Source organism: Deinococcus soli (ex Cha et al. 2016), assembly GCF_001007995.1.
In the GTDB taxonomy this organism is placed as follows: Bacteria; Deinococcota; Deinococci; order Deinococcales; family Deinococcaceae; genus Deinococcus; species Deinococcus soli.
This window is the reverse complement of record NZ_CP011389.1, coordinates 1028069-1052464: the sequence shown is the minus strand read 5'-3', so window position 1 is coordinate 1052464 and position 24396 is coordinate 1028069. Positions and strand designations below refer to the sequence as shown.

Genomic DNA, 24396 nt, shown 5'->3' with positions numbered 1-24396 from the left:
CACCCTAGCGTGACCAGGGTAGTTATCCCGCTGAGTCCGGTACCGCTTCCACGCCCAGCAGGACACATGAAGACCCCTTCGCGCAACTCTGTACGCAGTTCACCCGGCGTCTGTTACGCTGAACCCACCATGGTCGAGATCAAGTTCCGCAACGAAGCCGACGGTCAGGAATTCCAGATGACCCACCCCAAGGCCGCCCGCGTCCTGTCGGACATCCAGACCTGGGCGCAGCGCAACGCCTTCGAGCACGTCTCCTTCTGGCGCGACCCCGAAGACCAGCACAAACTCTGGGTGCAACTCGGCGATGACCGCCTGAACTACTGGATTCACGACAGCACCTTCACCGAAGGCAAGCACGAAACGGTCGAGATGCAGATGGATTACGCCCGTGGCGCCCAGCGCCGCAGCGCTGCCGGGTACGACAAGTTCGACAAGTAACGGTCACAGGAGGTGGGGCGCGGACATCTGCCCGCGCCCCGCGCGCGTTCAGGCGGTTGGCACCGTCCCCAACTGCCTCGCCGCCTCGCGCAGGACCTCGGGTGGCTGCACCAGCGCGAACCGCACGAAGCCCTCGCCGCCCGCCCCGAACGCCGCACCGGGACTGACTGCCACGCCCGTCGTCTCGGCGGCGCGCACCGCGAACGCCACACTGTCCCTCAAGCCCGGCACGCGTGCCCAGGCGTACATGCTCGCCTCCGGCATCGCCACCTCCCAGCCCAGCTCCCTCAGGGCCGGAACCAGCGCGTCCCGCCGCGCCTCGAACACCGCTGCGCCCGCCCGGCCCACCCCGTCCGGCAGCCCCAGCGCGTGCGCCGCCGCCCGCTGGATGCCCAGGTACGGGTGGAAGTCAATCGCGCCCTTCACCCGCGCCAGCGCCGCGATCACGCCCGCGTCCCCCGCCGCGAAGCCCACCCGGAAGCCGCCCATGTGGTGCGTCTTGCTCAGCGAGTGCAGCTCCACCACACCCTCCAGGCCAGCCTCCAGCGCGCTCGGCGCGCGGTACGCCCCGAAGGTCAGCTCCGCGTACGGGTGGTCATGGACGAGCAGCGCCCCCCGCGCCCGGCACCACGCCGCCGCCCGCCGGAAGAACGCCGCGTCCGCCACCGCCGACGTCGGATTGTTCGGGTAATTCAGCAGCAGCACGCGCGGCCGGACGCCCACCGGCACGGCGTCGAGATCCGGCAGGAAGGCCGCCTCGGGCCGCAGGGGCAACGTCACCACGTTCAGGCCCGCCACCGCCGCCGCCCCCAGGTACGGCGGGTAACAGGGGTCGGGCAGCAGCAGCTTATCCCCCGGATCGGTCACCGCCAGCAGCAGATGCGCCAGCCCCTCCTGCGCACCGATCAGCGGCAGCACCTCCCGCGCCGGGTCCACGCACACCCCGAAGCGCCGCGCCAGATACCCCGCCGCCGCCTCCCGCAGCGGCGCCGTGTCACTGAACAGCGGGTACCGGTACGTCTGCGCGTCCCGCGTCGCCCCGCGCAGCACCTCCAGCACCGCGTCCGGCGGCGGCAGGTCACTGCTCCCGATACTCAGATCCACGATGCCCAGGCCCGCCGCCCGCGCCCGCCCCTTTGCGGCGTCCATCAGCGCAAACACGCTCCCCGGCACCGCCGCCGCCCGCCGTGACTCCCACATGCCCCGCAGGGTAGAGCATGAGGCGGCCCACACCAGCAGAACACCTGCCCCGGATGGAGGCAGGCGATCACCCGGACTGGCCGGTTCCCGATTATTCGCCGTACGCGGCGCCGTACACCGGGATCTGCACGGTGGTCAGGGTGCTGCCACCGGCGTTCACGTTGATCTGCGCCAGGGCGTTCACGTTGCTGCTGGTGTCGTCGCGGGTGACCGACACGTACAGGAGCGCGTTGTCGCCCTCGGTGCTCACGCTGTCGAGTGTCACGTACGTCCCGGCAGGCAGGCCACTCACGGCGATGCTCAGGTCGCCGGGAACACTGCCGCCCAGGGCATTCAGGGGCACCTCGATGGCCATCCAGCTGGACTCGGTGGACAGGCTCTGGTACTCGTTGCCGTTCCCGTCGGTGGCGTACACGGTCATGGGGCTGGCGGCAAAGGCGGTGGTGGCGAGGCTCAGGGCAGCGGCGACGGTCAGCAGCATCTTCTTCATGGTGGGTCTCCTTTTCGATCCGGGTGCGGCGCTCGCCGCTGCCCTTCTCCTGGGTCAAAGGATGACGGGCACCCGTGCAGGCTTCTCGCAGGGAATGTGCAGATTTGTCGAAGGCGTCCCAGTGGGGTTTTAGCGTACCTTCATGGCATGGCCGACGCGAACCTGCAGGTCCTGACCGCCATGATCACCCCGGCCGTACTGATCAGCGGCGCGGGCACACTGCTCATGAGCACCAGCAGCCGCCTGGGCCGCGTGACCGACCGCGTGCGGCAACTCACGGCGCGCTTCAAGGTGCTCGTCACCGACGAGGGCCGCGCCGAGGCACTCGCCCGGGACGAGAAACGCCTGATCGTCAAGCAGCTCCCCCGGCTGGCGCGCCGCAGCCGCATCATCGTGCGCGCCATGACGGCCCTGTATCTCGCGGTGGCGCTGCTCGTCCTGACCAGCATCCTGATCGGTGGCAGCGCCCTGCTCGGCGCCCAGGCCGGACCACTGCCGGTCATCCTGGCCATCGCGGGCGCGGCGTCCCTCGCGTACGGCGCGCTCCTCCTGAGTTTCGAGACGCGCCTCAGCGCCCGCACGACCCGGGAGGAGATGCAGTTCCTCATCACCCTCGGGGACCACTACGCCGGTCTGTACGACGAGGCGCTGATGACCAGCGTCCGTCAGGGCGTCGATCAGCTGTAACGCCGCCGGCCCCGACCGGGGTGATCCCGTGGACGCCGTCACGCACTCAGGTGAGGCAGAACTGCCCGCTGCCGTCCGCTACGCTGAACCTCCAGTCCTGCTGTCCCCGAGGTTCTTCATGTTCAAGCGCGCGTCCCTGATTCCGGCCCTGACCCTGCTGCTGCTCGCCTGCTCTGCCCCGACCCCACCCGCTCACCCTGTGGCGTCCGGCGGTCAGGTCTATGCCCTCGACATCCGGGTGGGCGGTCCGCAGGGCACGCAGGCGACCTTGCAGTCCCTGCCCCCCGCTCAGCTGACCGCGCAGCGCCTGGAGGGCGCGCCGGGTGACGTGCAGCTGGGCGCGCAGGCCATCAGCACCGTCACGTTCATCAGCCGCCGCGGCACCCAGGACGTCCGGCATGTGAACACCACGTTCCTAGTCACCAACCCGACCGGCGTGCCCATCACGAACCTCGTGCTGCTGCCCGTCGCCCTGAACGACACGGACGGCGACCCGGGCAACAACGCCATGGCGCCCACCATCGCGGGAACGCCGTTCCGCCGCCTGCAACTCTTCAGCGGGCAAGACGCGTCCGCGCAGGCGCCGCAGCTGAGCGCCACCCGCGCCCAGGACGTTGACCTTCAGACCGGCGTGGCTCGCCCGCACCCGCAGGGCACGCCCTTCCTGACCGGCCTCGACCTGCGCGGCGTGCAGGTCACGCCACCCGCCGGACTGAGCGTGGCCACCCAGAGCGGCGGGTGGGTGCTGCCCGGCACGCTCGCTCCCGGCGCGAGTGTCCCCGTGACGTTCGCCGTGGACTTCCCGGTGGACCGGCAGCGGCCCGACACGCAGGTGTACAGCTTCAGCCTGCTGTTCACGTCCGCGCAGGACGCGACCGGCAGCGAGGTTGGCGGCCCCACCGACCCGGCGCGGGTGGTGGGCACGCTGCACCACCCGACCCTGGGTCAGGGGGCGCGGGTCGAGGAGCAGTACCTGGACTTCACGCTGCCCGACCCTGCCGTCATGACCGCGCAGAGCGTGCCGCTCGCCGCCGACGGGCAGGTGAATGTCACGCTGAGTACCCCGCCCACCGGGGCGCTGAGCAGCCTGTTCGAGTGTCAGGCCTTCGTGGGGGAGCGTTCGCAACCGGACGCGCTGGCCACAGAGGCGAACCTTCAGGTGGTCAGCGCGCAGGGTGATCCACTGGGACGCGCCGTCAGCGCCAGTCTGGAGCCGCGCGGCCTGACCCGCCTGTACGTCGACCGGGACATCCGCGTGCAGGGCCGCTGCGAGGACACGTCCCTGGGCATGACGCTCACGTACTTGGATCAGCTGGATCTGAAACGGGGCTGGAACCTGATCCAGCGGCAGAGCAGCAGCACGGACACCCAGACCACCATCCAGCGCACGTCCGTCCCGGCCGGAACGTGGTCCCGCCTGAGCTTCCAGCCGGGCGCGGCCTGGGTGAACGTCGCGTCGCCCGCGTGGGGCAGTGACCTGCTGCTCCGCACCGGTCAGCCCACGGCGGTACCCGTCGACCTGCGTCAGGGCGGCGCGATCAGCGGAACCGTCACGCTGTCGGTGGACGTACCGGGCGTGACCGTCAGCCCCGCCACGCTGATCCTGCCCAGCCTCTCCGGCCAGGGCCTGGGTGCCCAGGCGCTCCAGACCACCCTGAACTTCCAGGCAGATGCCACGGTGCCCGCCGGGGACTCGTCCATGACCCTCACGTTCCGTAAGGACGGTCAGGTGGTGGGGCGCGCCGCGTTCTCGCTGACCGTCTCCCCCTGACCCGCTAGGCTGCCTCCATGCCCCTGACGTTCACTGCTGAGCTGTTTCACTGGCGCGGCCCCGCCCCGCATTACTTCCTGCGGGTGCCGGCTGAGCTGGTGACGGACCTGAAGGACGCCGCGCGGTTCGTGACGTACGGGTGGGGCATGATCCCCTGCGAGGCGGTGGTGGGCGAGACCCGGTTTCGCACCTCGATCTTCCCGAAGGACGGCGGGTACCTGCTGCCGGTGAAGGTCGCGGTGCGCCGCGCGGAGGCGCTGGAGGAGGGGCAGGCGGTAACGGTGACCGTCACGCCCGGATGAGCTGGCACCTGTCTACACACGCCCCCTGCCCCTGCGAGCCGCGCGCTATGCTGCCACGCATGACCGTGTCCGGTGCGTGGTGGTGGCCCAGAAACTCCTGGGTCTGATCACGCTTGTCGCCCCGACACTGCACAGACGCGCCCAGGTGGAACTCCCACCCGGGCGTTTTTTTGACCCCCCGCCCCCGAACCCCAGGAGACCCATGACGCAACCGAATCCGCGCTCCCCTCTGGCCGTCGCCGTGCAGGAACTCAACGCCGACCTCGACACGCCCGTCACCGCGTACCTGAAAGTCGCGCAGGGCGAGACCGTCACCTTCCTTCTGGAAAGTGTGGAGGCCGGGGAGAAACTGGGCCGCTACTCGTTCATCGGCGTGGGTGAACAGGGCCGCTTCGAGGCGCGCGGCGCGCACGTGACGAGCAGCGGCACCTTCGGCGACTTCGACGGGCAGGACACCGATCCCCTGGCGCGGCTGTACCACGCGACCGTCCGCCCCGCGACGGTCCCGGGCGGCCTCCCGGCATTGATCGGCGGCGCGATCGGGTACGCCGCGTACGACCTGATCCGCAACTACGAACGCCTGCCCGACGCGAACCCCGACGAACTGAACGTCCCCGACGCGTGCTTCATCGCGCCGCGCGGCATGGTCATCTTCGACCATCTCAAGCACCGTCTGATCACCGTCGCCACCGCCGACACGCAGGCGGGCGCGCAGGAAGAGGTGCAGCGCCTCACGCAGCGCCTGCGCGGGCCGCTCCCCGCTGTGCCGGGCCGCACCCCCACCACGCCGCCCGAATTCACCAGCAACTTCACCCCCGACACCTTCCAGGCCGCCGTGAGGGCCGCGCTGGAGTACATCCGCGCCGGGGACATCTTCCAGGTGGTGCCCAGCCAGCGCTTCAGCGCCGACCTGGGCGACCTGCACCCCTTCGCGCTGTACCGCGCGCTGCGCCGCGTGAACCCCAGCCCGTACCTCGGGTACCTGCAACTCGGGCCGGTCACCCTGGTCGCCAGCAGCCCCGAGAGCCTCCTCGCCAGCGACGGCCAGACGGTCACCACCCGCCCCATCGCCGGGACCCGCCCGCGCGGCGCCACCCCTGAGCACGATCAGGCCCTCGCGGACGAACTCCTCGCGGACGAGAAGGAACGCGCCGAGCACCTGATGCTGGTGGATCTGGGCCGCAACGACCTGGGCAAGGTCAGCCGCTTCGGCAGCGTCCGCGTGCACGACGCGTTCACCATCGAACGCTACAGCCACGTCATGCACATCGTCTCCAGCGTCACCGCCACCCTCAGGGACGACCAGACGCCGCTGCATGCGCTGGCCAGCGTGCAGCCCATGGGGACCGTCAGCGGCGCCCCCAAGATCCGCGCCATGCAGATCATCGATGAGCTTGAACCCGTCCGGCGCGGCCCGTACGGCGGTTCTTTCGGGTACATCGCCCTGAACGGCAGCATGGACATGGCCCTCACGCTGCGCACCATGGTCATCACGAACGGCCGCGTGCACATCCAGGCGGGCGCGGGCGTCGTCGCTGACAGCGACCCGGCCAGCGAGGAGCAGGAGACCCGCAACAAGGCCGCCGCCCTCATGCGCGCCGTCGAACTCGCCGCAGGAGGGCTGTGATGGCCGCCATGACGCCCGAACCAAGCTCAAGCCGCTCAGGAGACTCACCGATGACCGAGCCGACCGCCCCCCTCCGCCTCCTCCTGATCGACAACTACGATTCGTTCACGTTCAATCTGGTGCAGTACTTCGGGACGCTGGGCGCCAAGCTGACGGTGTGGCGCAACGATGCGTTCACGCTGGATGACGTGCGGGCCCTGAACCCGGATGCGATCGTGGTGTCGCCGGGGCCCTGTACGCCCTCCGAGGCGGGGCAGAGTGTGGCCGTGATCCGTGAGCTGGGGTCCAGCGTGCCGGTGCTGGGCGTGTGTCTGGGCCACCAGAGCATTGGCGAGGCGTTCGGGGCACAGGTGGGCCGCGCGATCCTGCCGGTGCACGGGAAGACCAGTCCGGTGCGGCATGATGGGGCGGGCCTGTTCGCGGGCCTGCGGGACGGCGTGACGGTCACACGGTACCACTCGCTGGTGGTGCGCGACCTGCCGCCGGAGCTGGTGGCGACCGCGTGGACGACCGACCCGCAGGACGAGGTCGTGATGGCGCTGCGCCACCGCACCTTCCCGGTGTTCGGGGTGCAGTTCCACCCGGAGAGCATTGCCACCCAGGACGGCCTGGAGATGCTGCGGAACTTCCTCACCGAGGTGCAGGCGTTCCGCGCGCGGCAGGAGGCAACGAAGTGATGCACGCGAGACTGATGAACGGGGAGCGCCTCTCTCAGGCGGAGGCCGCGACCTTCATGCGCGAGGTGATGGAGGGTGAACTGAGTGGCGTGCGGCTGGCTGCGGCCCTGGCTGCCCTGCGGGTGCGCGGCGAGACGCCCGAGGAGATCGCGGGTTTCGCGCAGGCCATGCGGGAGCACGCGGTGCGCGTGAACGTGCAGCCGCGCGAGGTGCTGCTGGACGTGGTCGGCACTGGCGGGGACGGCGCGCACACCTTCAACATCAGCACCACGACGGCGTTCGTGGTGGCGGGCGCGGGCGTACCTGTCGCGAAGCACGGCAACCGCGCCGCGAGCAGCCGCGCCGGGAGCGCCGACGTGCTCGAAGCGCTGGGCGTGAACCTGGACGCCACGCCAGACGTCGTCGCGGACGCCGTGAACACCCTCGGGATCGGCTTCATGTTCGCCCGCAACTACCACCCGGCGCTGCGGCACGCCGCGCCGGTCCGCTCGGAACTGGCGGCGCGTACCGTGTTCAACATCCTGGGCCCCCTGAGCAACCCCGCAGGCGCCACGCACCTTATCGTGGGCGTGTTCAAGCCGGAACTGACCCGCACGCTGGCGGAAGTGCTGCGCCTGCTCGGTGCTCGCGGCGCGACCGTCGTGAACGGTAGCGGCCTGGACGAATTCACGGTCAGCGGCGTGAACACCGTCTCTGGCCTGCGCGACGGCGAGATCATCGACCGCACCATTCACCCCGAGGAGGCCGGCGTGAGCCTGCACCCGCGCGAGGCGATCGTGGGCGGCAGTCCCGCCGAGAATGCCGAGATCACCCGCGCCCTCCTCACCGGCGGCGGCACCCCGGCCCAGCGGGACATCGTCGCGCTGAACGCCGGAGCGGCCCTGCGCACCGCGGGCCGCGCCGCGAGCATCCGCGAGGGCGTCGAACAGGCCCGCGCCGTCATGCACGGCGGGCAGGGGTGGGACATCCTGGAACGCTACGCCGCGCACACGCGGCGTTGATGGAAGACAGTTGATGGTTGATAGAGGAGAGCAATCCATCCTCTATCAACCATCGACCATCAACAAAAAAGCCCCCGCATCCGAAGGTGCGGGGGGCTTTTTTCGCGGGGATCAGCGCTTGCTGAACTGGGGGGCGCGGCGGGCCTTCTTGAGGCCGTACTTCTTGCGCTCGACTTCGCGGGGGTCGCGGGTCAGCAGGCCCTTGGGCTTGAGCTGCGCGCGGAAGTCGGGGTTCACTTTCAGCAGGGCGCGGGAGATGCCCAGCTTGATCGCGTCGGCCTGGCCGGTGGGGCCGCCGCCGACAACCGTGATCACGGCGTCGTAACGGCCGGCGGTGCCGGTTTCACGGAAGGCCTGCAGGGCGTGCACGGCGCGCAGGAGACCACGGAAGTAGGTCTGGAACTCCTTGCCGTTCACGATGATCTTGCCTTCGCCAGGGCGGAGGAACACGCGGGCGACGGCGCTCTTGCGGCGGCCGGTGCCGTAGAACTGTTCGGGTTGCTGAATCGCCATTATTTGACCTCGAGCGTCTGGGGTTTCTGGGCAGCGTGGGGGTGCGCCTCACCGGCGTACACCTTCAGGCGGCTGTGCATGGCGCGGCCCTGGCGGCCCTTGGGCAGCATGCCGAACACGGCGTGCTCGATGACGCGCTCGGGGTGCTTCTTGAGCGCCTCGCGGGCGGTTTCCTTCTTCAGGCCGCCCTGGTAGCCGGTGTAGCGGGTGTAGACCTTGCCGTCCAGCTTGTTGCCGGTCAGGGCGACCTGGGCGGCGTTCAGGACGACCACGAAGTCACCCTGGATCATGTTGGGGGTGAAGTCGGGGCGGTGCTTGCCACGGATGCGGCTGGCGATCAGCGTCGCGAGGCGGCCGAGGGGCACGTTCGTGGCGTCCACGACGACCCAGTTCTGCTCGTCATTTTTGGGGATGTAGGTTTTCACCGTGAAACTCCGAAGTTGGGGGATTTGGCTGCGACACGGTCCAGGCCGACGGGGGAGAGGGCTGCTGGTGTGTCCGGGTGCCTCCCGGTCATCTCGGCCCTACCAAGCGCGAGACACTAAACGCAAGGGTACCAGATGAGCGCAGGCGGGGCAAGTCGTGTGGAACTACAGGCCAGTCAGCAGGAAGCGCAGCGCGGCGGGCAGCCGGGCCGCCCAGGCACTCTCGTGGTGCGGGGCGGCCGGGTCGGCCTGGAAGCGCAGCCTCTCGCCCAGACCCCGGGCACTCAGGGTGTCCACGAAGGCGTGGGCCTCATGCCAGTAGGCGCGCATCCGGTCGGGGAATTCCGGGCTTTCCTGCCCGCCGATATCCACCCACACGCGCCCGGCCGGGAGGGGAGCCTCCTGAGCCTGCCGCAGCGAGAAGCCCGCGTTCGTCCAGAAGGCGGGGCTCATGATCCCGGCGTGCCCGAACACGCCCGGGCGGGTCAGCCAGGCGTGCAGGCTGATCACGCCGCCCATGCTGGAGCCGATCACGACCGTGTCGTCCGCGCCGGGCCGCGTGCGGAACGCCGCGTCTACCGCTGGTTTCACCGTGTCCGTCAGGAACGCCACGTAGGCGTCCGCGCCGCCCCCGCCGCCCTGCGGGTAGTCGTGGTACTCGACCGGGCTGTACTCGTGGAAGCGGCGGTCTCCACCGTTGGGAATGCCGACCGCGATGGCCTCGATGCCCTGCGCGGCCAGCGCGGTCAGGGTCTCGTCCGCGCCCCACTCGCCGCTGTAACTGGTGGCCGCGTCGAACACGTTCTGCCCGTCGTGGAAGTACACGACCGGGTACCTCCGCCCGCTGTCCGCGTGGTACGAGGGGGGGAGCCACACCAGCACCGGCCGGGGCGCGTGCTGCGCGTCGCCCACGCCGTCCAGCTGCCAGAGGTCCCCGGTGACGGTGCTGTCTGCCAGCGGCCGGTAGGGGTGCCAGTCGCTCATTCCTGACTCTCGACCAGCGCCTCCAGGCCCAGGCGGTAGCCCAGGAAGCCCAGCCCGCTGATCTTGCCGCGGCACACAGCGGCCGTGACGCTTTTGTGGCGGAATTCCTCGCGGGCGTCCACGTTGCTGATGTGCACCTCGATCACCGGGACGCGCTGCCCGGCAATCGCGTCGCGCAGCGCGTACGAGTAGTGCGTCAGCGCGCCGGGGTTCAGGACGATGCCGGTGAAGCCGTGCTCCTCGGCCTCGTGGATCCATTCGATGAGCTGGCCCTCGTAGTTGCTCTGGCGGCAGGTGACGGCCTGCCCGAGTTCCGCGCCCCAGGCGTCGCACTGACGTTCCAGGTCTTCGAGGGTCTGGGAGCCGTACACGCCGGGTTCCCGCAGGCCGAGTCGGTTGAGGTTGGGGCCGTTCAGCACGAGCAGCATGCCCGCAGCGTACCGCCCCCGGCGTGTGGGCCAGGGGCGGATTGTGCAGCCCGCATGGAAAGGGATGCTCAGGTCAGCAGGTTGAGGTCGTGCAGATCCTGCTGCCAGCCGCTGAATTCTTCTCGCAGCACGTCTTCCGGGACGCGCGTCAGGTAGGGCTGAGCGAGGTCGCGCAGGAGCACGAAGCGCACGCCGTCCGCGTCGGCCTTCTTGTCGCGGGCCATGAAGGTCAGGGCGTCCTCGAAGCTCACGGGGGGCAGGGGCGCCGGCTGCTGCCACGTCAGGAACGCGCGGGTGTGCCCGGTCAGGTCCGCGCCGCCCAGCGCGCGGGACAGCCGCGCTGCGTAGTGCATGCCGTACCCGACGGCGTCGCCGTGGGGCACGCCGTGGTGCGTGACGGCCTCCAGCGCGTGCGCCAGCGTGTGCCCGAAGTTCAGGAACGCCCGCTCGCCGCGCTCGGTCAGGTCACGGGTGACGACGCCCGCCTTCACGTCGATCGCATCGGCCAGCGTGCCCTCCAGCAGCGCGCCGCCGGGCCGGAAGTCCGGGGACAGCACGCGGTCCAGCAGGGTGGGGTCGCTGATCAGGCCGTGCTTGAACGCCTCGGCGGCCCCCTCGCGGAACACCGCGCCGGGCAGGGTGCCCAGGGTATCGGTGTCGCACCACACGGCGCGCGGCGGCCAGAACGCCCCCACCAGGTTCTTCCCCTCGGGGAGGTTCACGCCGGTCTTGCCGCCCACCGCCGCGTCCACCATGCCCAGCAGCGTGGTCGGCAGCGTGTAGAACGCCACGCCGCGCAGGTAACTGGCCGCCGCGAAGCCCGCCAGATCGGTCGCCGCGCCGCCCCCCAGTCCCACGACCGCGCCGTCGCGCGGAATGTTCGCGCCCGCCAGCCGCGACAGGACGCCCGAGAGGACCTCCAGCGTCTTGCAGTCGTCACGAGCCGGCACGGGAATCGTCACGGCGGGCTGCAACGCCTTCTGCACCCGCGTCACGAACCCGGCGGGCAGGTCGGTCGGGTGAATCAGGGCGACGTGCCGCTCGGGGACCCTCAGCGTGTCCAGCAGGCCCGCGCCGACCTCCACCGCGTACGATTGCGCGCCGCCGACCTCAATCCGACGCACGCGACTCCCCGCCCGGCGTGTGGTCGGGCGCCGCGTGGTCCAGCGCCCAGGCGTGCTGTGCGTCCGCCCACGACCAAAGCCGGTCGATGATCTCCTCGACGATCTCCTCGCTGGGCCGCCCGTCGCTGTGCACGTGGATGGTGCCCTGCTGGTACACCGGGGCGCGCTCGTCCATCAACGTGCGGATGCGCTCGAGGGGGTCCTCGGTGCGCAGCAGGGGGCGGTCACTGTGCTTCGTGCGCTGGTAGATCGTCTCCGGCGTCGCCCACAGCACCACCACCGGCCCGCGTTCCAGCAGGCAGCGGCGGTTCTCCTCCTGGATGAACGTTCCGCCGCCCAGGCTGATCACGGCGTGCTCCAGCCGGGTCACGCGGCCCACGACCTCGTGCTCGCAGGCGCGGAAGTACCCCTCGCCCTCCTGCGCGAACACCTCGGGGATGCTCTTGCCGACCACGCGCGTGATCAGCTTGTCGGTATCCACGAAATGCAGCGCCAGCGCCCGCGACAGTTCCCAGCCGATCCGGCTCTTGCCGGTGCCCATGAAGCCCGCCAGCGCCACCCACGACACCGGACGCTCAATGAGGCCCGAACTGAACATGGGGGACAGTGTACGGGAATCCTCCGGACGCGGCGTGACGCGTCCCCCGATCGGCTCTTCAGGAACGTCGCGCAGGTGCGCCGTCAGCCCGGCCTCCAGCCCGGCCCGGAACCCCCGCAGGTGGCGGACCCCGCCCTCGGTGTCGTTCAGCATGCGCTCAGTACGACTGCGCGAAGGCCCGGGCCGCCGCCACGCGCTCCTGCAACTCCGGCAGGGTGTCCCCACCGAACTTCTCCAGCATCGCCTCGGCCAGCACCCAGCCGATAACACACTGCAGGATCACGCCCGCCGCCGGGACCGCCGTGGTGTCGCTGCGCTCACGGGCCGCGTCGGACGCCTCGTGCGTCACCACGTTCACGGTCGGCAGCGGCTTCATCAGCGTGGCGATCGGCTTCATGGCGACCCGCACGATCAGCTCCTCGCCGTTCGTCATCCCGGCCTCCAGGCCCCCCGCGCCGTTCGTGTCCCGCGCGTACGTGCCGCCCCGGTAGTACACGGCGTCATGCACGCGGCTGCCCGGCGCCGTGGCGTTCTCGAACGCGCGGCCGATCTCCACGCCTTTCATCGCCTGCACGCTCAGGGCCGCCTGCGCGATCTTCCCGTCCAGCTTGCGGTCGTGGTGCACGAACGAACCCAGCCCCACCGGCAGCCCCCTGAAGCGCACCTCCAGGATGCCGCCCAGCGTGTCCCCGTCCTTCTTCGCCTGATCGATCCGCTCCCGCATCTGCGCGGCCGCGTCCTCATCCGGGGTCCTCAGGTCACTGTTCTCGATGGCTTCCAGCGCGTCCCAGCTGAACGGCACCCGCGTCTCGATCCCCGCGAGGCTCGACACATAGTTCGCGCCCTCCACGCCTAGCTCCGACAGCAGCTTCAGCGCGATGCTCCCCACCGCCACGCGCGCCGCCGTCTCCCGCGCCGAGGCGCGCTCCAGCACGTCCCGCAGGTCCTTGTGCCGGTACTTCACGCCGCCCGTCAGGTCCGCGTGCCCGGGCCGCGCGTCCGTCAGGGCCTTCTTGCGCGGCTCACCGCCCGGCTCGGGCGACATGATCTCCGTCCAGTTCCGGTGATCCTTGTTGGCGATCGCCAGCGTGACCGGCGCGCCCGTCGTCCGCCCGGCCCGCACCCCGGACAGGATCTTGGCCTCGTCCGTCTCGATCACCATGCGCCGCCCGCGGCCATACCCGCCCTGACGCCTGCGCAGCCACGGGTCAATGTCCCCCTTGCCCAGCGGCAACTGGGAGGGCAGCCCCTCGATGATGGCCGTCAGTTGCGGCCCGTGCGATTCGCCAGCGGTCAGGTACCTCATGCCCCCCGACTGTAGCGCCTGCCCCCCAGGAGCCCACCGCCCCTGCACAAACAAAGCGCGCCCCCCTGGAGGAGGCGCGCCGGGAGAAAGTGCGTTACTGGACGATCGTGCCGGTGATCACGACGAGCAGCTGCGTCTTCTCGGTCGAGGTGCTCTGCTTCCCGAACAGGCTGCCCACCACCGGGATGCTCGACAGGAACGGCGTGCCGTCCTTGTTCTCGGTGGTCTTAGTCGCCAGCAGCCCACTGAGCAGCAGCGTCTCCCCGTTCTTGAAGGTCAGGGTCGTCTGCGCCTCGCTGTTCGTGAACTGCAGGACGTTCGGAACGGTGTTCGCCGCGATCGTCGTCCGGAGGTCGTTCACCTGGCCGCGCACGCGCAGCGTGATCGTGCCGTCCGGCGCGACCTGCGGGCTGAAGAAGTCCAGGTTCACGCCGTAGTCGATCTGCTTCTGGATCGCTGGGACGTTCGCTGCCGCCGAGGGAATGTTCACTTCCAGACGCCCACCGCTCTTGATGCTGGCCGCCGCCGTGCTCGACGCGTTCTGCGTGTCGCCCGATCCGCCCAGCGACCGCTGGCCGCTCTGCATGGTGATACTGCCGTCGTACACGCTCTTGCTCAGCCCCTGACCCTGCAGGGCATTCAGGGACGCACCCAGGTTGAAGCCCAGCAGGCTGCGGGTCGGATCGAAGGAAACCCCCAGACCCGCCGTGTTGCTGCTGCTCACCGAGAACCCGCCGAAGCCCGCCGACCAGTTCACGCCCAGCGCGCGCGACGCCCGCTCGGTGATCTCCTGGATGCGCACCTGCACGTTGATCTGCGGAACCTTCTGGTCCAGCTGCGGGATCAGGTCCGCCACCTGCGCCACCTGATCGGCGGTGCCGCGCACGATCACGGTGTTCGTGCGCTTGTCCGCGATGATCGTCGCGGTGTTCGCCTGCGCGGTGGTCGCGGCGCCGGTCGCGGCGGTCGTGGTGCCTGCCGCGGCCGTGCCGGTCGTGGCCGCAGTGGTCGTGCCCAGGTCACGCGCCAGCGTGCCCTCCAGCGTCGCCTTGACCTCCTCGGCGCTGGCGTTCACGAGCTGGAAGATCCGCTGCGTGATCTGCGCGCCGGCCACGACGGGCGCCACGCGGTCCACCTGCCCCAGCAGGGTGAGCGCGGCGTCCAGCTGGTTCTGCGGGCCGGTCACGACCAGCTGCCCGGTCTGCCCGACGGGCGTGACCTTCAGGCCCGGGTACTGCGCGGCCAGCAGCGCCACGATGTCCGCCTGCGCGCCCTTGACGGTGTACACGCGCTGCACGGTCTGCACCTCGGGGGTGCTGGCGCTGCCCGCCTGCGCGCCGGGGGTGCTGTCGAGCTGCGCGAGCAGGCGCGTGACCTCCGCGACCTCCTTGTTCGTGCCGCGCACGATCACGGCGTTGCTGCGCACGTCCGGCACGATTCGCAGGGTGGCGCTGTCGAGCTTCACGTCCACCAGGGTGCGGGTCACGCCGACGGTGTTGCCCTGCGCGTCCTTCTGGGGCGTCTCACTGTAGGTGGGCGTGCCGAAGAACAGTTTCACCTGCTGGCTGGCCTGCGTCGCGTCGGCGTTCTTCAGGGTGACGGTGCGCTGGATGGGCGTGTTGCTCACGCGCAGCACCGGCTGTCCGGCCAGGGTCACGACGTCGTAGCTCAGGCCGTAGACGTCCATCAGCAGCGGCCAGACCTCGTTGAAGGGCTTGTTCTGGAAGGAGTACACGACCGGGCGGGCCGTGTCCGCCGTGGCGGTACCCGTCGCGGCAGTCCCGGTGGCCGGGGTGCCGGTCGCGGCGGTCGTCCCGGCCGCCTGGGGCAGCGCGTCCACGTTCGTGTCGAGGATCAGGCCGTATCCGGCGCTCTTGGCCAGCGCGGCCAGCAGGCTCGACAGCGGCCCGGCGTAACGGCCGATCTCGATGGTCACGGTGGCGTTCGTGAGGCTGGTGTCGGCCACAGAGGAGGTCGCGGGGGTGGTCTGAGCGGCGGCCAGACCCAGGGTGGCGGTCAGCAGCAGAGTAGCGAAGCGGTTAGTCATGGCTCACCTTTTATCCAGTTCGAGGGTCTTGGAGTCGTTGCCGAGGCTGAGGGTCGCGCCGGTCGCCGTGACTTCCTTCACGGTGACCTGGCTGTCCGGCAGGGTCTGCCCGACGGCGACGACCACGTACCCGTCCTTGCTGCGGAAGATCGCGGTGTTCACCGGGCCGAGCACCACGGCGTTGAACGCCAGTTCCTGCGTCTGCACGAAGCTGTCCAGAGCCGACGTGGCCGACACGACCCCGCCGCCGCTGGCGACCTCGCTGATGACCTGCGGCGTGCCGGGCTGGGGGGTGCCGGTGGGCAGGGTCGCCGCGCCGCCCTGGCCGGCGCCCGGCGTGGGCGGCGCCGTGACGCTGGCGGGCACGCGGGTGAGGCCGGGCACGCTGACCCCGGCCACCGGGGGTTTGACCGGCGCGGGGGTACTCGTCCCGGTGGGGATGTCCGTCCCGGTGGGCGTGCCGACGGGCGCGTTCCCGATAGCAACCGTCCCGCCCGGGGTGATGGGGGTCACGCTGGGCGTGCCGTCCGTGACGGGAATGGTCGGGACGGGCAGCGCGCCGCCCGTGTCGTTGCCGCTGCTGGGCAGTGGGCTCAGGCCGACCGCGCCGGTCGAGGGGATCGGCGTGACCGTCGGCGCGCTGGCCACCGGGGAGCTCGCGCTGGGCGTGCTGGCCGGGCTGCTGGGCGCCGTGGTGGGCGTGCTGGCGGTCTGGCCGTCGCCCTCGATGGTCAGGGGGCGGAAGGGGTTGTTGCCGGGGACGGCGGCCAGCGTGCCGGCGGGGTTGATCCCGGCCGGGGTGGGCGGCGTGTCGGTCTGTTCAGGCTGGGTCGTGGTGCTTGCCGTGTCGCCGGTGGGGAAGGGCGGGATGACCTCGACGTCCACCTGACCGCCGGACTGCACGCCGCTGCCCTGACCGGACTGCCCGGTGCTGCCGGACTGTTCGGGCGGCGTGACAGGCACGGTGTCGCCCGGCGTGACGGGCGTGCCGGTGGTGGTGCCGGGCGTGACAGCCGTGTCATCCGGGGCGGCGCCGCGGTTGGTCAGGACGTACCACAGGCCGATCGCGGCGACCAGCAGCAGCAGGCCCAGCAGCAGTTTCATTTCTCGGGAGAGTTTGACGGGCGCGCGCGTCACTGGGTGCCTCCTGCCGGGGCGGGCGCGGCGGGCGCGGCGTTCGGCGCCTGCGGGGTCGTGCCGGCGGCCGGCGCGCTGGCCTGCGCGGGGTCAAAGGTGTACACGGTCAGGGCCAGCGTGCCTTCCAGCGACGGGTCGAAGCTGTCGGCCTGCGGCAACTGCAGCGAGACGTTGTTCACGTTCGTGAAGCGGCTCATGGTCTCCACCGAGCGCAGCAGCTGGAACAGCTGCCCGAAGGTGCCGGACACATTCACGTTCAGGTTGATGGGCCGCACGCCGCCGGGCAGGTTGGTGGCGGTGGCATTCGTGACGTTGAACGAGGACATGCTCGCCCCGGCAGCCGCGGCGTTCAGGCGGACCTCGTCGAGGATGCGGTAGTAGTTCGCGGTCTGCGGCAGCGCGGCGAGGAACTCGTCCTGCTGCACCTTCAGTTTCGCGACCTCCTCGCGCAGCGTCGGCAGTTGCGCCGCGTTGCTGCGCATGACCGCCACGCGCGCCTGCGCGGTGTCCAGGTCACCCTGCAGCAGGCTGATCTCCTGCTGGCGCGCCTGGAAGCGCAGCGTGTACCACAGGGCGACGACCAGCAGGCACGCGGCCAGCACCACGAAGAAGAGGTTGCGGGGCGTGAGTTTAATCGACACGGCCACCCTCCGCGGAGCTGACCGGCGCGCCCGGGGCGGGCGGCGCGGTGGGCGTACCGTCAGCCGGCGTGGCGGGTGCGGCCGCGTCGCCCTTCACGAGCCCGACGGTCGCGTTGAAGCTGTACTGGCCGGTCTCGCCCTCGCTCTGCAGGCTGCGGAAGTTCACGCCGAAGTTCGGGTTGTTCTCGAAGGTCCGCAGGAAGTTCACGACCGCCTGCTGACTGCTTGCCGAGCCGCTCAGTTCAATTTCACGGGTCACGTTCTTGCCAGTGTACACACCGCTCTGCTGCTGCGTGGCCAGCGCCGCGGCGTCCAGCGGGCGGATGGTCATGCTCTTGAGTGCCACGCCGCTGCCACCGGGCAGCTGCGCCGTGAAGCTCGCCAGATCGTTCGTCCAGTACGTCTTGGCGTCACGCAGCTGCCCGGCGATCGCCGTGATCTGCGTCAGCTGCGTCTTCTCCTGCGTCAGCGCCTTGAATTCCTGGTCGGCGGGCGTCAGGGCAGCAATCTCGCCGTTCACGCTGTCGATGTCCTTTTTCAGGTTGCCCACCCGCGTGGCGGTGGCGACCTCGACGCCCACGAGGATTAGGGCGGTCAGGACCGCCAGGCCGACCGCGGCCGGTTGCCAGAGGGTCGGTTCGCTCTGCTTGCGGTACTGCTGTGGCAGCAGGTTGACTTCAACCACGGCTGGTCACCCCCCGCAGCGCCAGGCCCAGCGGCACCGTGAATTCCGGCGCGTTGGCCTGCAGGTACCCGGTGTCCACGTTCGCCTGATCGGTCTGCACGGTCAGCCAGGGACTGGCGACCTCCACGCGGAAGCCCAGCGCATCGCTGATCGCGGCGGCCAGACCACGCAGTTTCGCGCCGCCTCCGGCGAGGAACGTCCGGTCGATGACCACGTCGCCGCTCTGCACGCGGTAGAACTCCAGGCTGCGGCGGATCTCGGTGATCAGGTCGCCCAGCACGGGGCGCACGACCTCGAACACGCGCGCCGGGGAGTACTGCTCGCGGGCCATGTCGAAGTTCAGCAGGTCCTCCTCGTCCTCGGTGGGGGTCGTGGCGGTCGCGTAGCCCAGCTTGACTTCCTCGGCGGCGCTGAAGTCCAGGTCGAAGGCTTTTTGCAGCGCGGTCGTGAAGTCGTCGGCGGACACGTTGATGTTGCGGGCCATCAGCACGCGGTCGCCGCGCACGAGGTTGATGACGGAGCTGCTCGCGCCGATCTCCATGACGAGCGCCACCTCGCCGGCCTCGGTGTAGTTGCTGCCGGTCAGGGTGCTCTTGGTGAGGTGCTCGCCCAGCAGGTTTCCGCGCAGGGCGCGCAGCGCCGCGAAGGACTTCAGGTCCACGATGCTGGGTTCCAGACCCGCCAGACGCAGCACCTCGACCTGCCGGGCGACTGCCTCGGTGGGCGCAGCGGCGATCACGACCTCCATCTGCCCGTCGTCCGGCACGTTGGCCGGATCATCGAGCACGTCGAAGTCCAGACTGACGTCGTCGATGGGGTAGGGAATGTAGCGTTCGGCCTCCCACTTGATGGCCTCCTGCAGGTCCTTGCGGTCCATCTTCGGGACCATGATGTTGCGCGTGACCGCCACCTGGTTCGGGACCGAGGTGACGGCGAAACGGTTCGTGATGCGGTGCTCGGCCAGCAGGTTCTTCAGTTCGGTCGCGACCGCCTGCGGTTCGACCACCAGTCCGTCGCGCATGCTGCCGATGGGTGTGGGCACCATCACGGCGTGCTGGAGGGACGGCGGTGAGCCGGGGCGCAGGGCCACGACCTTGATGGCACTCGTGCCAATCTCCACACCCAGAGCGTTCGGGCGCGGACTGAGTAAGCGGTTCAGGAAACTCGACATTCTCCCTCCAGGATCACGCGGATTTTAGCATTCACTCATCTGGCGGCGGGAAGGCCGGAGCAGGCAGTGAGCGGACGACGCAGAAGACAACGGGGCAAGGGGCATGGAGATTCCATTCAACCACCTCACCACTCACGGAACCCTGACACCTGAAACGCCCAGCCAGCGGGAACGTTCCCTGACTCCGGTCACCTGCTGCCGCCTCCGTCGCCCGGTGGGCAAGGCGCGCGCAGCCCGGTCACCCACCCCGAACATGAAGGCTTCTTGAACGGGGTGCTTTAGTACACCACAAGTCAGCCCCAGAGTTCACGCAATTCCTCACGTCGCCCCGGCCGCCCGTGAGGGAACGGTATGAGTCGCGTGAGCACTTTCAGCCCAGCGGAATCCACCCGGTCACGGCCTGTACGGGCCATGGCCAGACCGTGCCGCAGCCGCTGTGCAGACCCTATCCGGGCCCTCGGACGGAGGCCATGTGGGTCAGAGACAGCCGGCCACCGGCAGCCCATGCCCGGCCGGAAGCTGTTGCGCTCCCGCTCTGCGGGGCAGCTGTGCGCCTCGCGGCCTCCCGGATGAAACAGTGCGTACACACCAACCGGCGCCAACTGGAGTCCGGAGCACACTGCCCGGCACCCGAGCGGGTCCGCTCAGCGCGCCGCGAGGTCCGGACCAAACGTGCGCACCTCGCCGGACGGGACGACCGTCACCAGCCACGCCCCCACCACCCCCAGCCGCCCCGGCCCGTGCGGCACCCGCGCCCGCACCACGCCCGCCGCGTCCAGGCGTTCAAGCTGCGTGCCGGTCAGGCGGTACGTGCCAGTCGCGGTGACCACCTCGGGCTGCGTGCCGCCCGCCACGCCGTCCGGCCGGAGGTTCAGCAGCGTGAACCCCGCGCCCGGCAGGACCGAGGCGTCCGACACACGCATGGCCCGGCCATCCAGCAGCACGTATTCCTGGCCGTCCCCGCCCGTCAGGGCCGCCGACGGCTGACCCAGCACGCCCGCCGCCGCCACCCCGGCATAATCCACGGCGCTGCCGTTCTCGCGGTACACCCGCGTTCCACTCATGACCGCCACCCGGCCCACGCTCACGCTGCGGGCCGCGCCGTCCAGCGTGACCACCGCGCCCAGCGACGGTACGCCCGCCCACGCCTGCGCACCCAGCCACGCGACGTCCACCACGCCCGGCAGCGACGGGCAGCTGGCCTGAAAGGACGGCGCGCGCGCCACGCACGCCCGACCCCCGACCGTCCACGCCACCCCGGCGTCACTGAACGCCGCGCGCAGCGAACCGGCGGGCGAACCCGGCGCGGCGCCCGTCACCGCGGGCGCGCAGGCCCCCAGGACACCCGACAGCAGAACAGGCAGGGCGGCACTCAGCAGTCGCATGCCCGCCATTGTGCCCAGCCCCACCCTGAGGGGCATGAAGACCCCGGAGAAGAGGGTCAGACCGACGCGGGCCCGTCCCGCGCCTCGAGCAGGGCATTCACGACCACGTCCAGCCCCACACCCTCCTGCGCGCGGCGCTCGGGCGTCCAGCTGATCCCTCGACTGGCCTTCACGAGCACCACGTCCCCATCCCTGATGTCCGCGAGCAGCGCCCCCACGAGCTCCGGGACCGTCGCGAAGGCCCGCTCGCCCAGCTCGGCGGCGAAGGCGCCCACACCGAAGGTCAGGTCCGCCCGGTCCCGCGCGTACGCGCCCACCTCGGCGTGCAGCTGCTGCTCGGTGGGGCCGAGTTCCAGCATGCGGCCCAGCACACTGATCCGCCGCCCCTCCCAGCCACTCAGGGCGTCCAGCGCCGCGCGCACCGCGACCGGCGAGGCGTTGTACGCATCATCGATCACCGTGAAACGCCCCCGGTGCACCCGGTACCGCCCATCCGGCACACTGACACCCGCGAGCCGCGAGGCCGCGTCCGCCAGGTCCACCCCGGCCTCGCGGGCCAGCACCAGCCCCAGCACCGCCGCCTCCGCCTGCACCGTGGACGCCAGCGGCAGCGAGACGGGCACACCCGCGAACGAGAACGACGCACCCTCCGGCGTGACGCGCAGGCCTTCACCCGCGAAGGTCACGTCCCCGAACCCGTAACTGTCCACCCCCGGGTAGAACGCGGCCGCCTGCGCGCCCACCAGCGCCCGCACCGGCCCGCCGTCCACGCCGCGCAGGATCACGCCCTTCTCCCGCGCGATCCCCTCGATGCTGCCCAGCTGCTCCAGGTGCGCCGGGCCGATCGTCGTGATCACCCCCACATCCGGGCGGACCAGATCCACCAGCTCGGCCATCTCCCCGACCCGGTCAATGCCCATCTCGACCACCAGCGGCCGCCCCGCGCCGCCCGACTCGATCAGGAAGCACGCGATGGCCGGCATGGTGTTGAACACCGGCATGAACAGCGCGTCCAGCGCCGCCGCCACGTAACTCTTCGCGGTGGTCTTCCCGGCGCTGCCCGTCACGCCCACCACCAGTGGTGCCCGGGCACGTTCGGCGCGGGCCCAGTCGAACAGCGCCGCCCGCGCGTCCTCCACGCGGACGGCGCGCGGCACGTCCAGGTCCGTCAGCACGAACGGCGCGCCCGCCGCGAGTGCCTGCTCCACGAACGCGTTCCCGTGCATCCGCTCACCGGGCAGTGCCACGAACGCCACGTCGGGCGAGGCCTCACGCGAGTCCCACGTCAGGCGCCGTGCGGCGCGCGCCTCCGGATGAACAGTGGCCTGAAAGGGAAGTGGCGCCTGAGGGTCCAGCATGCCCGGCAGCATACCGCCTGCCCCGCGGCCTGCCGTACCCTGAGCCCATGACTCACCACCACCTGCGCCCGGACGCCCTGCACACTGTCTGGGACAACGCGCTGCCGCCCGCTCTGACCGTCACGAGTGGCGACACCGTCACGCTGGACACCCTGGACGCCTCGGGTGGGGGCGTGGCCCGCCGGGTCGCCAGCGGCGAGCTGGGCGCCCCGGACGACCTGCGCGCCCTGATTCTTGCGGACGCCCGCGCTCCCCTGAGTGGCCCGCGCGGGCATCCGCTGACCGGCCCGCTGTTCGTGCAGGGCGCGCAGCCCGGCGACGCCCTGCGCATCGAGGTCCTGGATGTCCGCACCGCCACGTGGGGCTGGACCGGCTGCCGCCCGGACGGCATCGGCCTCCTTGACGCCGCGCTGGCCGCCGAGGGCCTGCGCCCCCACACGCACCTGTGGGACCTGCGCGCCGGGACGCACGCCGACTTCCGCCCCGGCATCCGCGTGCCGCTCGCACCGTTCCCCGGCGTGATCGGCGTCGCCCCCGCCGCCCCGGGACCGCATCCCACCGCTCCGCCCCGGCACGTCGGCGGGAACATGGATGTCCGGCAGCTCGTGGCGGGCAGCACCCTGTGGCTCCCGGTGGAGGTGCCCGGCGCGCTCCTCTCGGCGGGCGACCTGCACGCCGCGCAGGGCGACGGCGAGGTCAGCGGCACCGGGATCGAGACGGACGGGCAACTGACCCTGAGGGTGCACGTCGAGCCGCAGGCCGGGATCACCACCCCGGAATTCACCACGCCCACAGGCGGCGGCCAGAGTCGCCAGTGGCACGCCACCACCGGGCACCACCCGGACCTCATGACGGCCGCCCGCATCGCGCTGCGCGCCGTGCTGCGTCGCCTGGAATCGCGTGGCCTGAGCCTGGAAGATGCCTACGTCCTGGCGAGTGCCTGCGTGGACCTGAAGATCAGCCAGATCGTCGACGCCCCCACCTACACGGTCAGCGCGTTCCTGCCCCTGGACATCTTCCGGGAGGGCTGACCGCCGCCTTCATGCCTCCAGCGTGGCGCGCAGGGCCGCCGGGGTCAGGGGCCGACCCCCCTGCACCACCAGCCGCACGTCGCGGGTGGCGCGGACGTCGGTCGTGGGATCGCCCGCCACGACGAGCAGGTCCGCCACCGCGCCGGGCTGCACGCGGCCCAGATCGGCGCGGCCCAGGATGTCCGCCGCCGTGCCCGTCGCGGCGCGCAGGGCCTGCGCCGGGGTGAGGCCCGCCTGCACCAGCCGCTCCAGTTCCGCGTGCAGGCCCCCGCCGGGCAGGGTGAACGCGCCCGCCGGGGTGTCGGTGCCCGCCCCGACCCGCCCGCCCAGCCGCGCGACCCGCACAGCAAGCTGCGCGGCCAGTCGCGCGTCCGCCTGCGCCAGTGAGCGGATGGGTCGGGTGCCCGCGTGCACGGCGTGCCACTGCGCGTCCAGGCTCTCCCGGACCGGCCCGCCCTGCCCGGCAAGCGGCAGGTCACGTTGGTCGGGCGGGGTGTCGGTCGCCAGCGGCTCGAACACGCTCAGGGTCGGCACGAGTGCCGTGCCCGCCTGCACGGTCAGGGCGGCCAGTTCATCCAGCAGCGCGGCAGACAGTTCGCCTGCCGGGTCGAATCCTGCGCGGGTGGCGGCCAGAGCGAACCCGCTGGCATGCTCGATGGACCGCACGCCCAGCGCCAGAGCCTGTCGGGCATCCACCTGCGCCGCGCGGCCCCGCGTGGTGAGCATGCCCAGGTCGGTCATGACCGGCAGGTCCAGCCGCGCGGCGGCGCGCGTGGCCGCCGCGTAGACGTCCGGGGCGAGGGCCTCGTACAGCTTGAGATGCGTCACGCCCTGATCGGCCAGGAACGCCACGGCGCGTTCCGCCTGCGCGGGCGTGCGGACGATCAGCGCCCCGGCGCTGTACTCCTGCCCGTCGCCCGGTTCGTGGACCGCGCCGGGCCCGAACTGACGGAAGAAGGCGTCCGGGCCATCCAGCAATGGACCGGAAGGCAGCACGCGCGGCGCGAGGCCCGCCGGATTCAGCAGCGCCGCCACGGTCTCCAGTGAGTTGCAGGCGTCCCGCACGGTCGTCACGCCCGCCGCCACGAACCACGGCAGGTACCTCGGCCGGGCGTGCACGTGCAGGTCGATCAGGCCCGGCAGGATCGTGCCGTCCGTCTGCACGGTCACGGCGTCCTCCAGGGCGGCCAGCTGGGTGGCGGGTCCGACCGCTTCGATCCGGCCCGCGCGGGTGAGGACCGCGCCGTCGTTCAGCGGGGCGTCCTCCACGCCGGTCCACACGCGGCCCCGCCACAGGACCGGCGTGGCAGGGGAGAGGTCGGGCAGGGTCGGCAGCGTGAAGGTGGGCATGGAGCCAGCTTCACGGGTAG

The 24396-nt window shown here is 71.0% G+C and carries 25 protein-coding genes; 8 read left to right on the top strand and 17 right to left on the bottom strand.

Annotated features, from left to right (window positions below):
• Positions 1-129 precede the first annotated feature (129 nt).
• Positions 130-438, top strand: a complete 309-nt coding sequence (locus SY84_RS05165; RefSeq protein WP_046843124.1) for a hypothetical protein — start codon at positions 130-132, stop codon at positions 436-438.
• Positions 439-486: 48 nt separating this feature from the next.
• Here SY84_RS05165 and SY84_RS05160 read toward each other — a convergent pair whose 3' ends face one another.
• A complete protein-coding gene (locus tag SY84_RS05160; protein WP_046843123.1) occupies positions 487-1638 on the bottom strand; it encodes an aminotransferase class I/II-fold pyridoxal phosphate-dependent enzyme in 1152 nt (383 codons plus the stop codon).
• Positions 1639-1729: 91 nt separating this feature from the next.
• Positions 1730-2128, bottom strand: a complete 399-nt coding sequence (locus tag SY84_RS05155) for a hypothetical protein (protein ID WP_157882897.1) — start codon at positions 2126-2128, stop codon at positions 1730-1732.
• A 147-nt stretch (positions 2129-2275) separates the two neighbouring features.
• On the opposite strand from SY84_RS05155, the gene SY84_RS05150 reads away from it, so the two are divergent.
• From SY84_RS05150 to trpD, 6 genes are all read left to right on the top strand, one after another.
• Positions 2276-2815: a DUF2721 domain-containing protein gene (locus SY84_RS05150; RefSeq protein ID WP_046843121.1), complete on the top strand. Its 540-nt coding sequence runs from the start codon at positions 2276-2278 to the stop codon at positions 2813-2815.
• 118 nt (positions 2816-2933) lie between these two features.
• A complete protein-coding gene (locus SY84_RS05145; RefSeq protein ID WP_046843120.1) occupies positions 2934-4586 on the top strand; it encodes a hypothetical protein in 1653 nt (550 codons plus the stop codon).
• Positions 4587-4603: 17 nt separating this feature from the next.
• A complete protein-coding gene (locus SY84_RS05140; protein WP_046843119.1) occupies positions 4604-4888 on the top strand; it encodes a DUF1905 domain-containing protein in 285 nt (94 codons plus the stop codon).
• Positions 4889-5090: 202 nt separating this feature from the next.
• Positions 5091-6515 (top strand): anthranilate synthase component I, encoded by a 1425-nt coding sequence (gene trpE / locus SY84_RS05135; protein ID WP_046843118.1) that lies wholly within the window; start codon positions 5091-5093, stop codon positions 6513-6515.
• A gap of 50 nt (positions 6516-6565) precedes the next feature.
• Positions 6566-7192: an anthranilate synthase component II gene (locus SY84_RS05130; protein ID WP_046843117.1), complete on the top strand. Its 627-nt coding sequence runs from the start codon at positions 6566-6568 to the stop codon at positions 7190-7192.
• Positions 7192-8193 (top strand): anthranilate phosphoribosyltransferase, encoded by a 1002-nt coding sequence (trpD, locus tag SY84_RS05125; RefSeq protein WP_046843116.1) that lies wholly within the window; start codon positions 7192-7194, stop codon positions 8191-8193. Before SY84_RS05130 ends, trpD begins: the two co-directional genes overlap by 1 nt.
• Positions 8194-8304: 111 nt before the next feature.
• Here trpD and rpsI read toward each other — a convergent pair whose 3' ends face one another.
• From rpsI to murF, 14 genes are all read right to left on the bottom strand, one after another.
• Complete coding sequence (gene rpsI, locus SY84_RS05120) at positions 8305-8706, bottom strand: 30S ribosomal protein S9 (protein WP_046843115.1); 402 nt, start codon at positions 8704-8706, stop codon at positions 8305-8307.
• Positions 8706-9131, bottom strand: a complete 426-nt coding sequence (gene rplM, locus SY84_RS05115) for a 50S ribosomal protein L13 (protein ID WP_046843114.1) — start codon at positions 9129-9131, stop codon at positions 8706-8708. The genes rpsI and rplM overlap by 1 nt, the downstream gene beginning before the upstream one ends.
• 165 nt (positions 9132-9296) lie before the next feature.
• On the bottom strand, positions 9297-10115 hold the full coding sequence (locus SY84_RS05110) for an alpha/beta hydrolase (protein WP_046843113.1): 819 nt from the start codon (positions 10113-10115) through the stop codon (positions 9297-9299).
• On the bottom strand, positions 10112-10543 hold the full coding sequence (aroQ, locus tag SY84_RS05105) for a type II 3-dehydroquinate dehydratase (protein WP_046843112.1): 432 nt from the start codon (positions 10541-10543) through the stop codon (positions 10112-10114). Before aroQ ends, SY84_RS05110 begins: the two co-directional genes overlap by 4 nt.
• 68 nt (positions 10544-10611) lie before the next feature.
• Positions 10612-11667, bottom strand: a complete 1056-nt coding sequence (gene aroB, locus SY84_RS05100) for a 3-dehydroquinate synthase (RefSeq protein ID WP_046843111.1) — start codon at positions 11665-11667, stop codon at positions 10612-10614.
• Complete coding sequence (locus SY84_RS05095; RefSeq protein WP_419177412.1) at positions 11654-12418, bottom strand: shikimate kinase; 765 nt, start codon at positions 12416-12418, stop codon at positions 11654-11656. The genes aroB and SY84_RS05095 overlap by 14 nt, the downstream gene beginning before the upstream one ends.
• Before the next feature lie 4 nt (positions 12419-12422).
• Positions 12423-13571, bottom strand: a complete 1149-nt coding sequence (aroC, locus tag SY84_RS05090; RefSeq protein ID WP_046843110.1) for a chorismate synthase — start codon at positions 13569-13571, stop codon at positions 12423-12425.
• 94 nt (positions 13572-13665) lie between these two features.
• The gene (locus SY84_RS05085; protein ID WP_046843109.1) at positions 13666-15618 is read right to left on the bottom strand and encodes a secretin N-terminal domain-containing protein; all 1953 of its coding nucleotides are present in this window, start codon (positions 15616-15618) and stop codon (positions 13666-13668) included.
• Positions 15619-15621: 3 nt separating this feature from the next.
• A complete protein-coding gene (locus tag SY84_RS05080) occupies positions 15622-16755 on the bottom strand; it encodes a hypothetical protein (protein WP_157882896.1) in 1134 nt (377 codons plus the stop codon).
• Positions 16752-17396: a type 4a pilus biogenesis protein PilO gene (locus SY84_RS05075; protein WP_046844953.1), complete on the bottom strand. Its 645-nt coding sequence runs from the start codon at positions 17394-17396 to the stop codon at positions 16752-16754. Before SY84_RS05075 ends, SY84_RS05080 begins: the two co-directional genes overlap by 4 nt.
• Positions 17386-18081 carry a fimbrial assembly protein gene (locus tag SY84_RS05070; protein WP_046843107.1) on the bottom strand — a complete coding sequence of 232 codons (696 nt, stop codon included), beginning with the start codon at positions 18079-18081 and terminating at the stop codon, positions 17386-17388. The genes SY84_RS05075 and SY84_RS05070 overlap by 11 nt, the downstream gene beginning before the upstream one ends.
• Positions 18074-19252: a type IV pilus assembly protein PilM gene (pilM, locus tag SY84_RS05065; protein ID WP_046843106.1), complete on the bottom strand. Its 1179-nt coding sequence runs from the start codon at positions 19250-19252 to the stop codon at positions 18074-18076. The genes SY84_RS05070 and pilM overlap by 8 nt, the downstream gene beginning before the upstream one ends.
• Before the next feature lie 644 nt (positions 19253-19896).
• Entirely contained in the window at positions 19897-20637 is a 741-nt protein-coding gene (locus SY84_RS05060) for a hypothetical protein (RefSeq protein ID WP_046843105.1), read from the bottom strand.
• Between the two features lie 56 nt (positions 20638-20693).
• On the bottom strand, positions 20694-21995 hold the full coding sequence (gene murF, locus SY84_RS05055) for a UDP-N-acetylmuramoyl-tripeptide--D-alanyl-D-alanine ligase (protein ID WP_046843104.1): 1302 nt from the start codon (positions 21993-21995) through the stop codon (positions 20694-20696).
• Between the two features lie 47 nt (positions 21996-22042).
• Between murF and SY84_RS05050 the strand changes: the two genes are divergently transcribed.
• The gene (locus SY84_RS05050) at positions 22043-23026 is read left to right on the top strand and encodes an acetamidase/formamidase family protein (protein WP_046843103.1); all 984 of its coding nucleotides are present in this window, start codon (positions 22043-22045) and stop codon (positions 23024-23026) included.
• 9 nt (positions 23027-23035) lie between these two features.
• On the opposite strand, the gene SY84_RS05045 is transcribed toward SY84_RS05050, so the two are convergent.
• Positions 23036-24376 (bottom strand): amidohydrolase family protein, encoded by a 1341-nt coding sequence (locus SY84_RS05045; RefSeq protein WP_046843102.1) that lies wholly within the window; start codon positions 24374-24376, stop codon positions 23036-23038.
• Between the last annotated feature and the right edge of the window lie 20 nt (positions 24377-24396).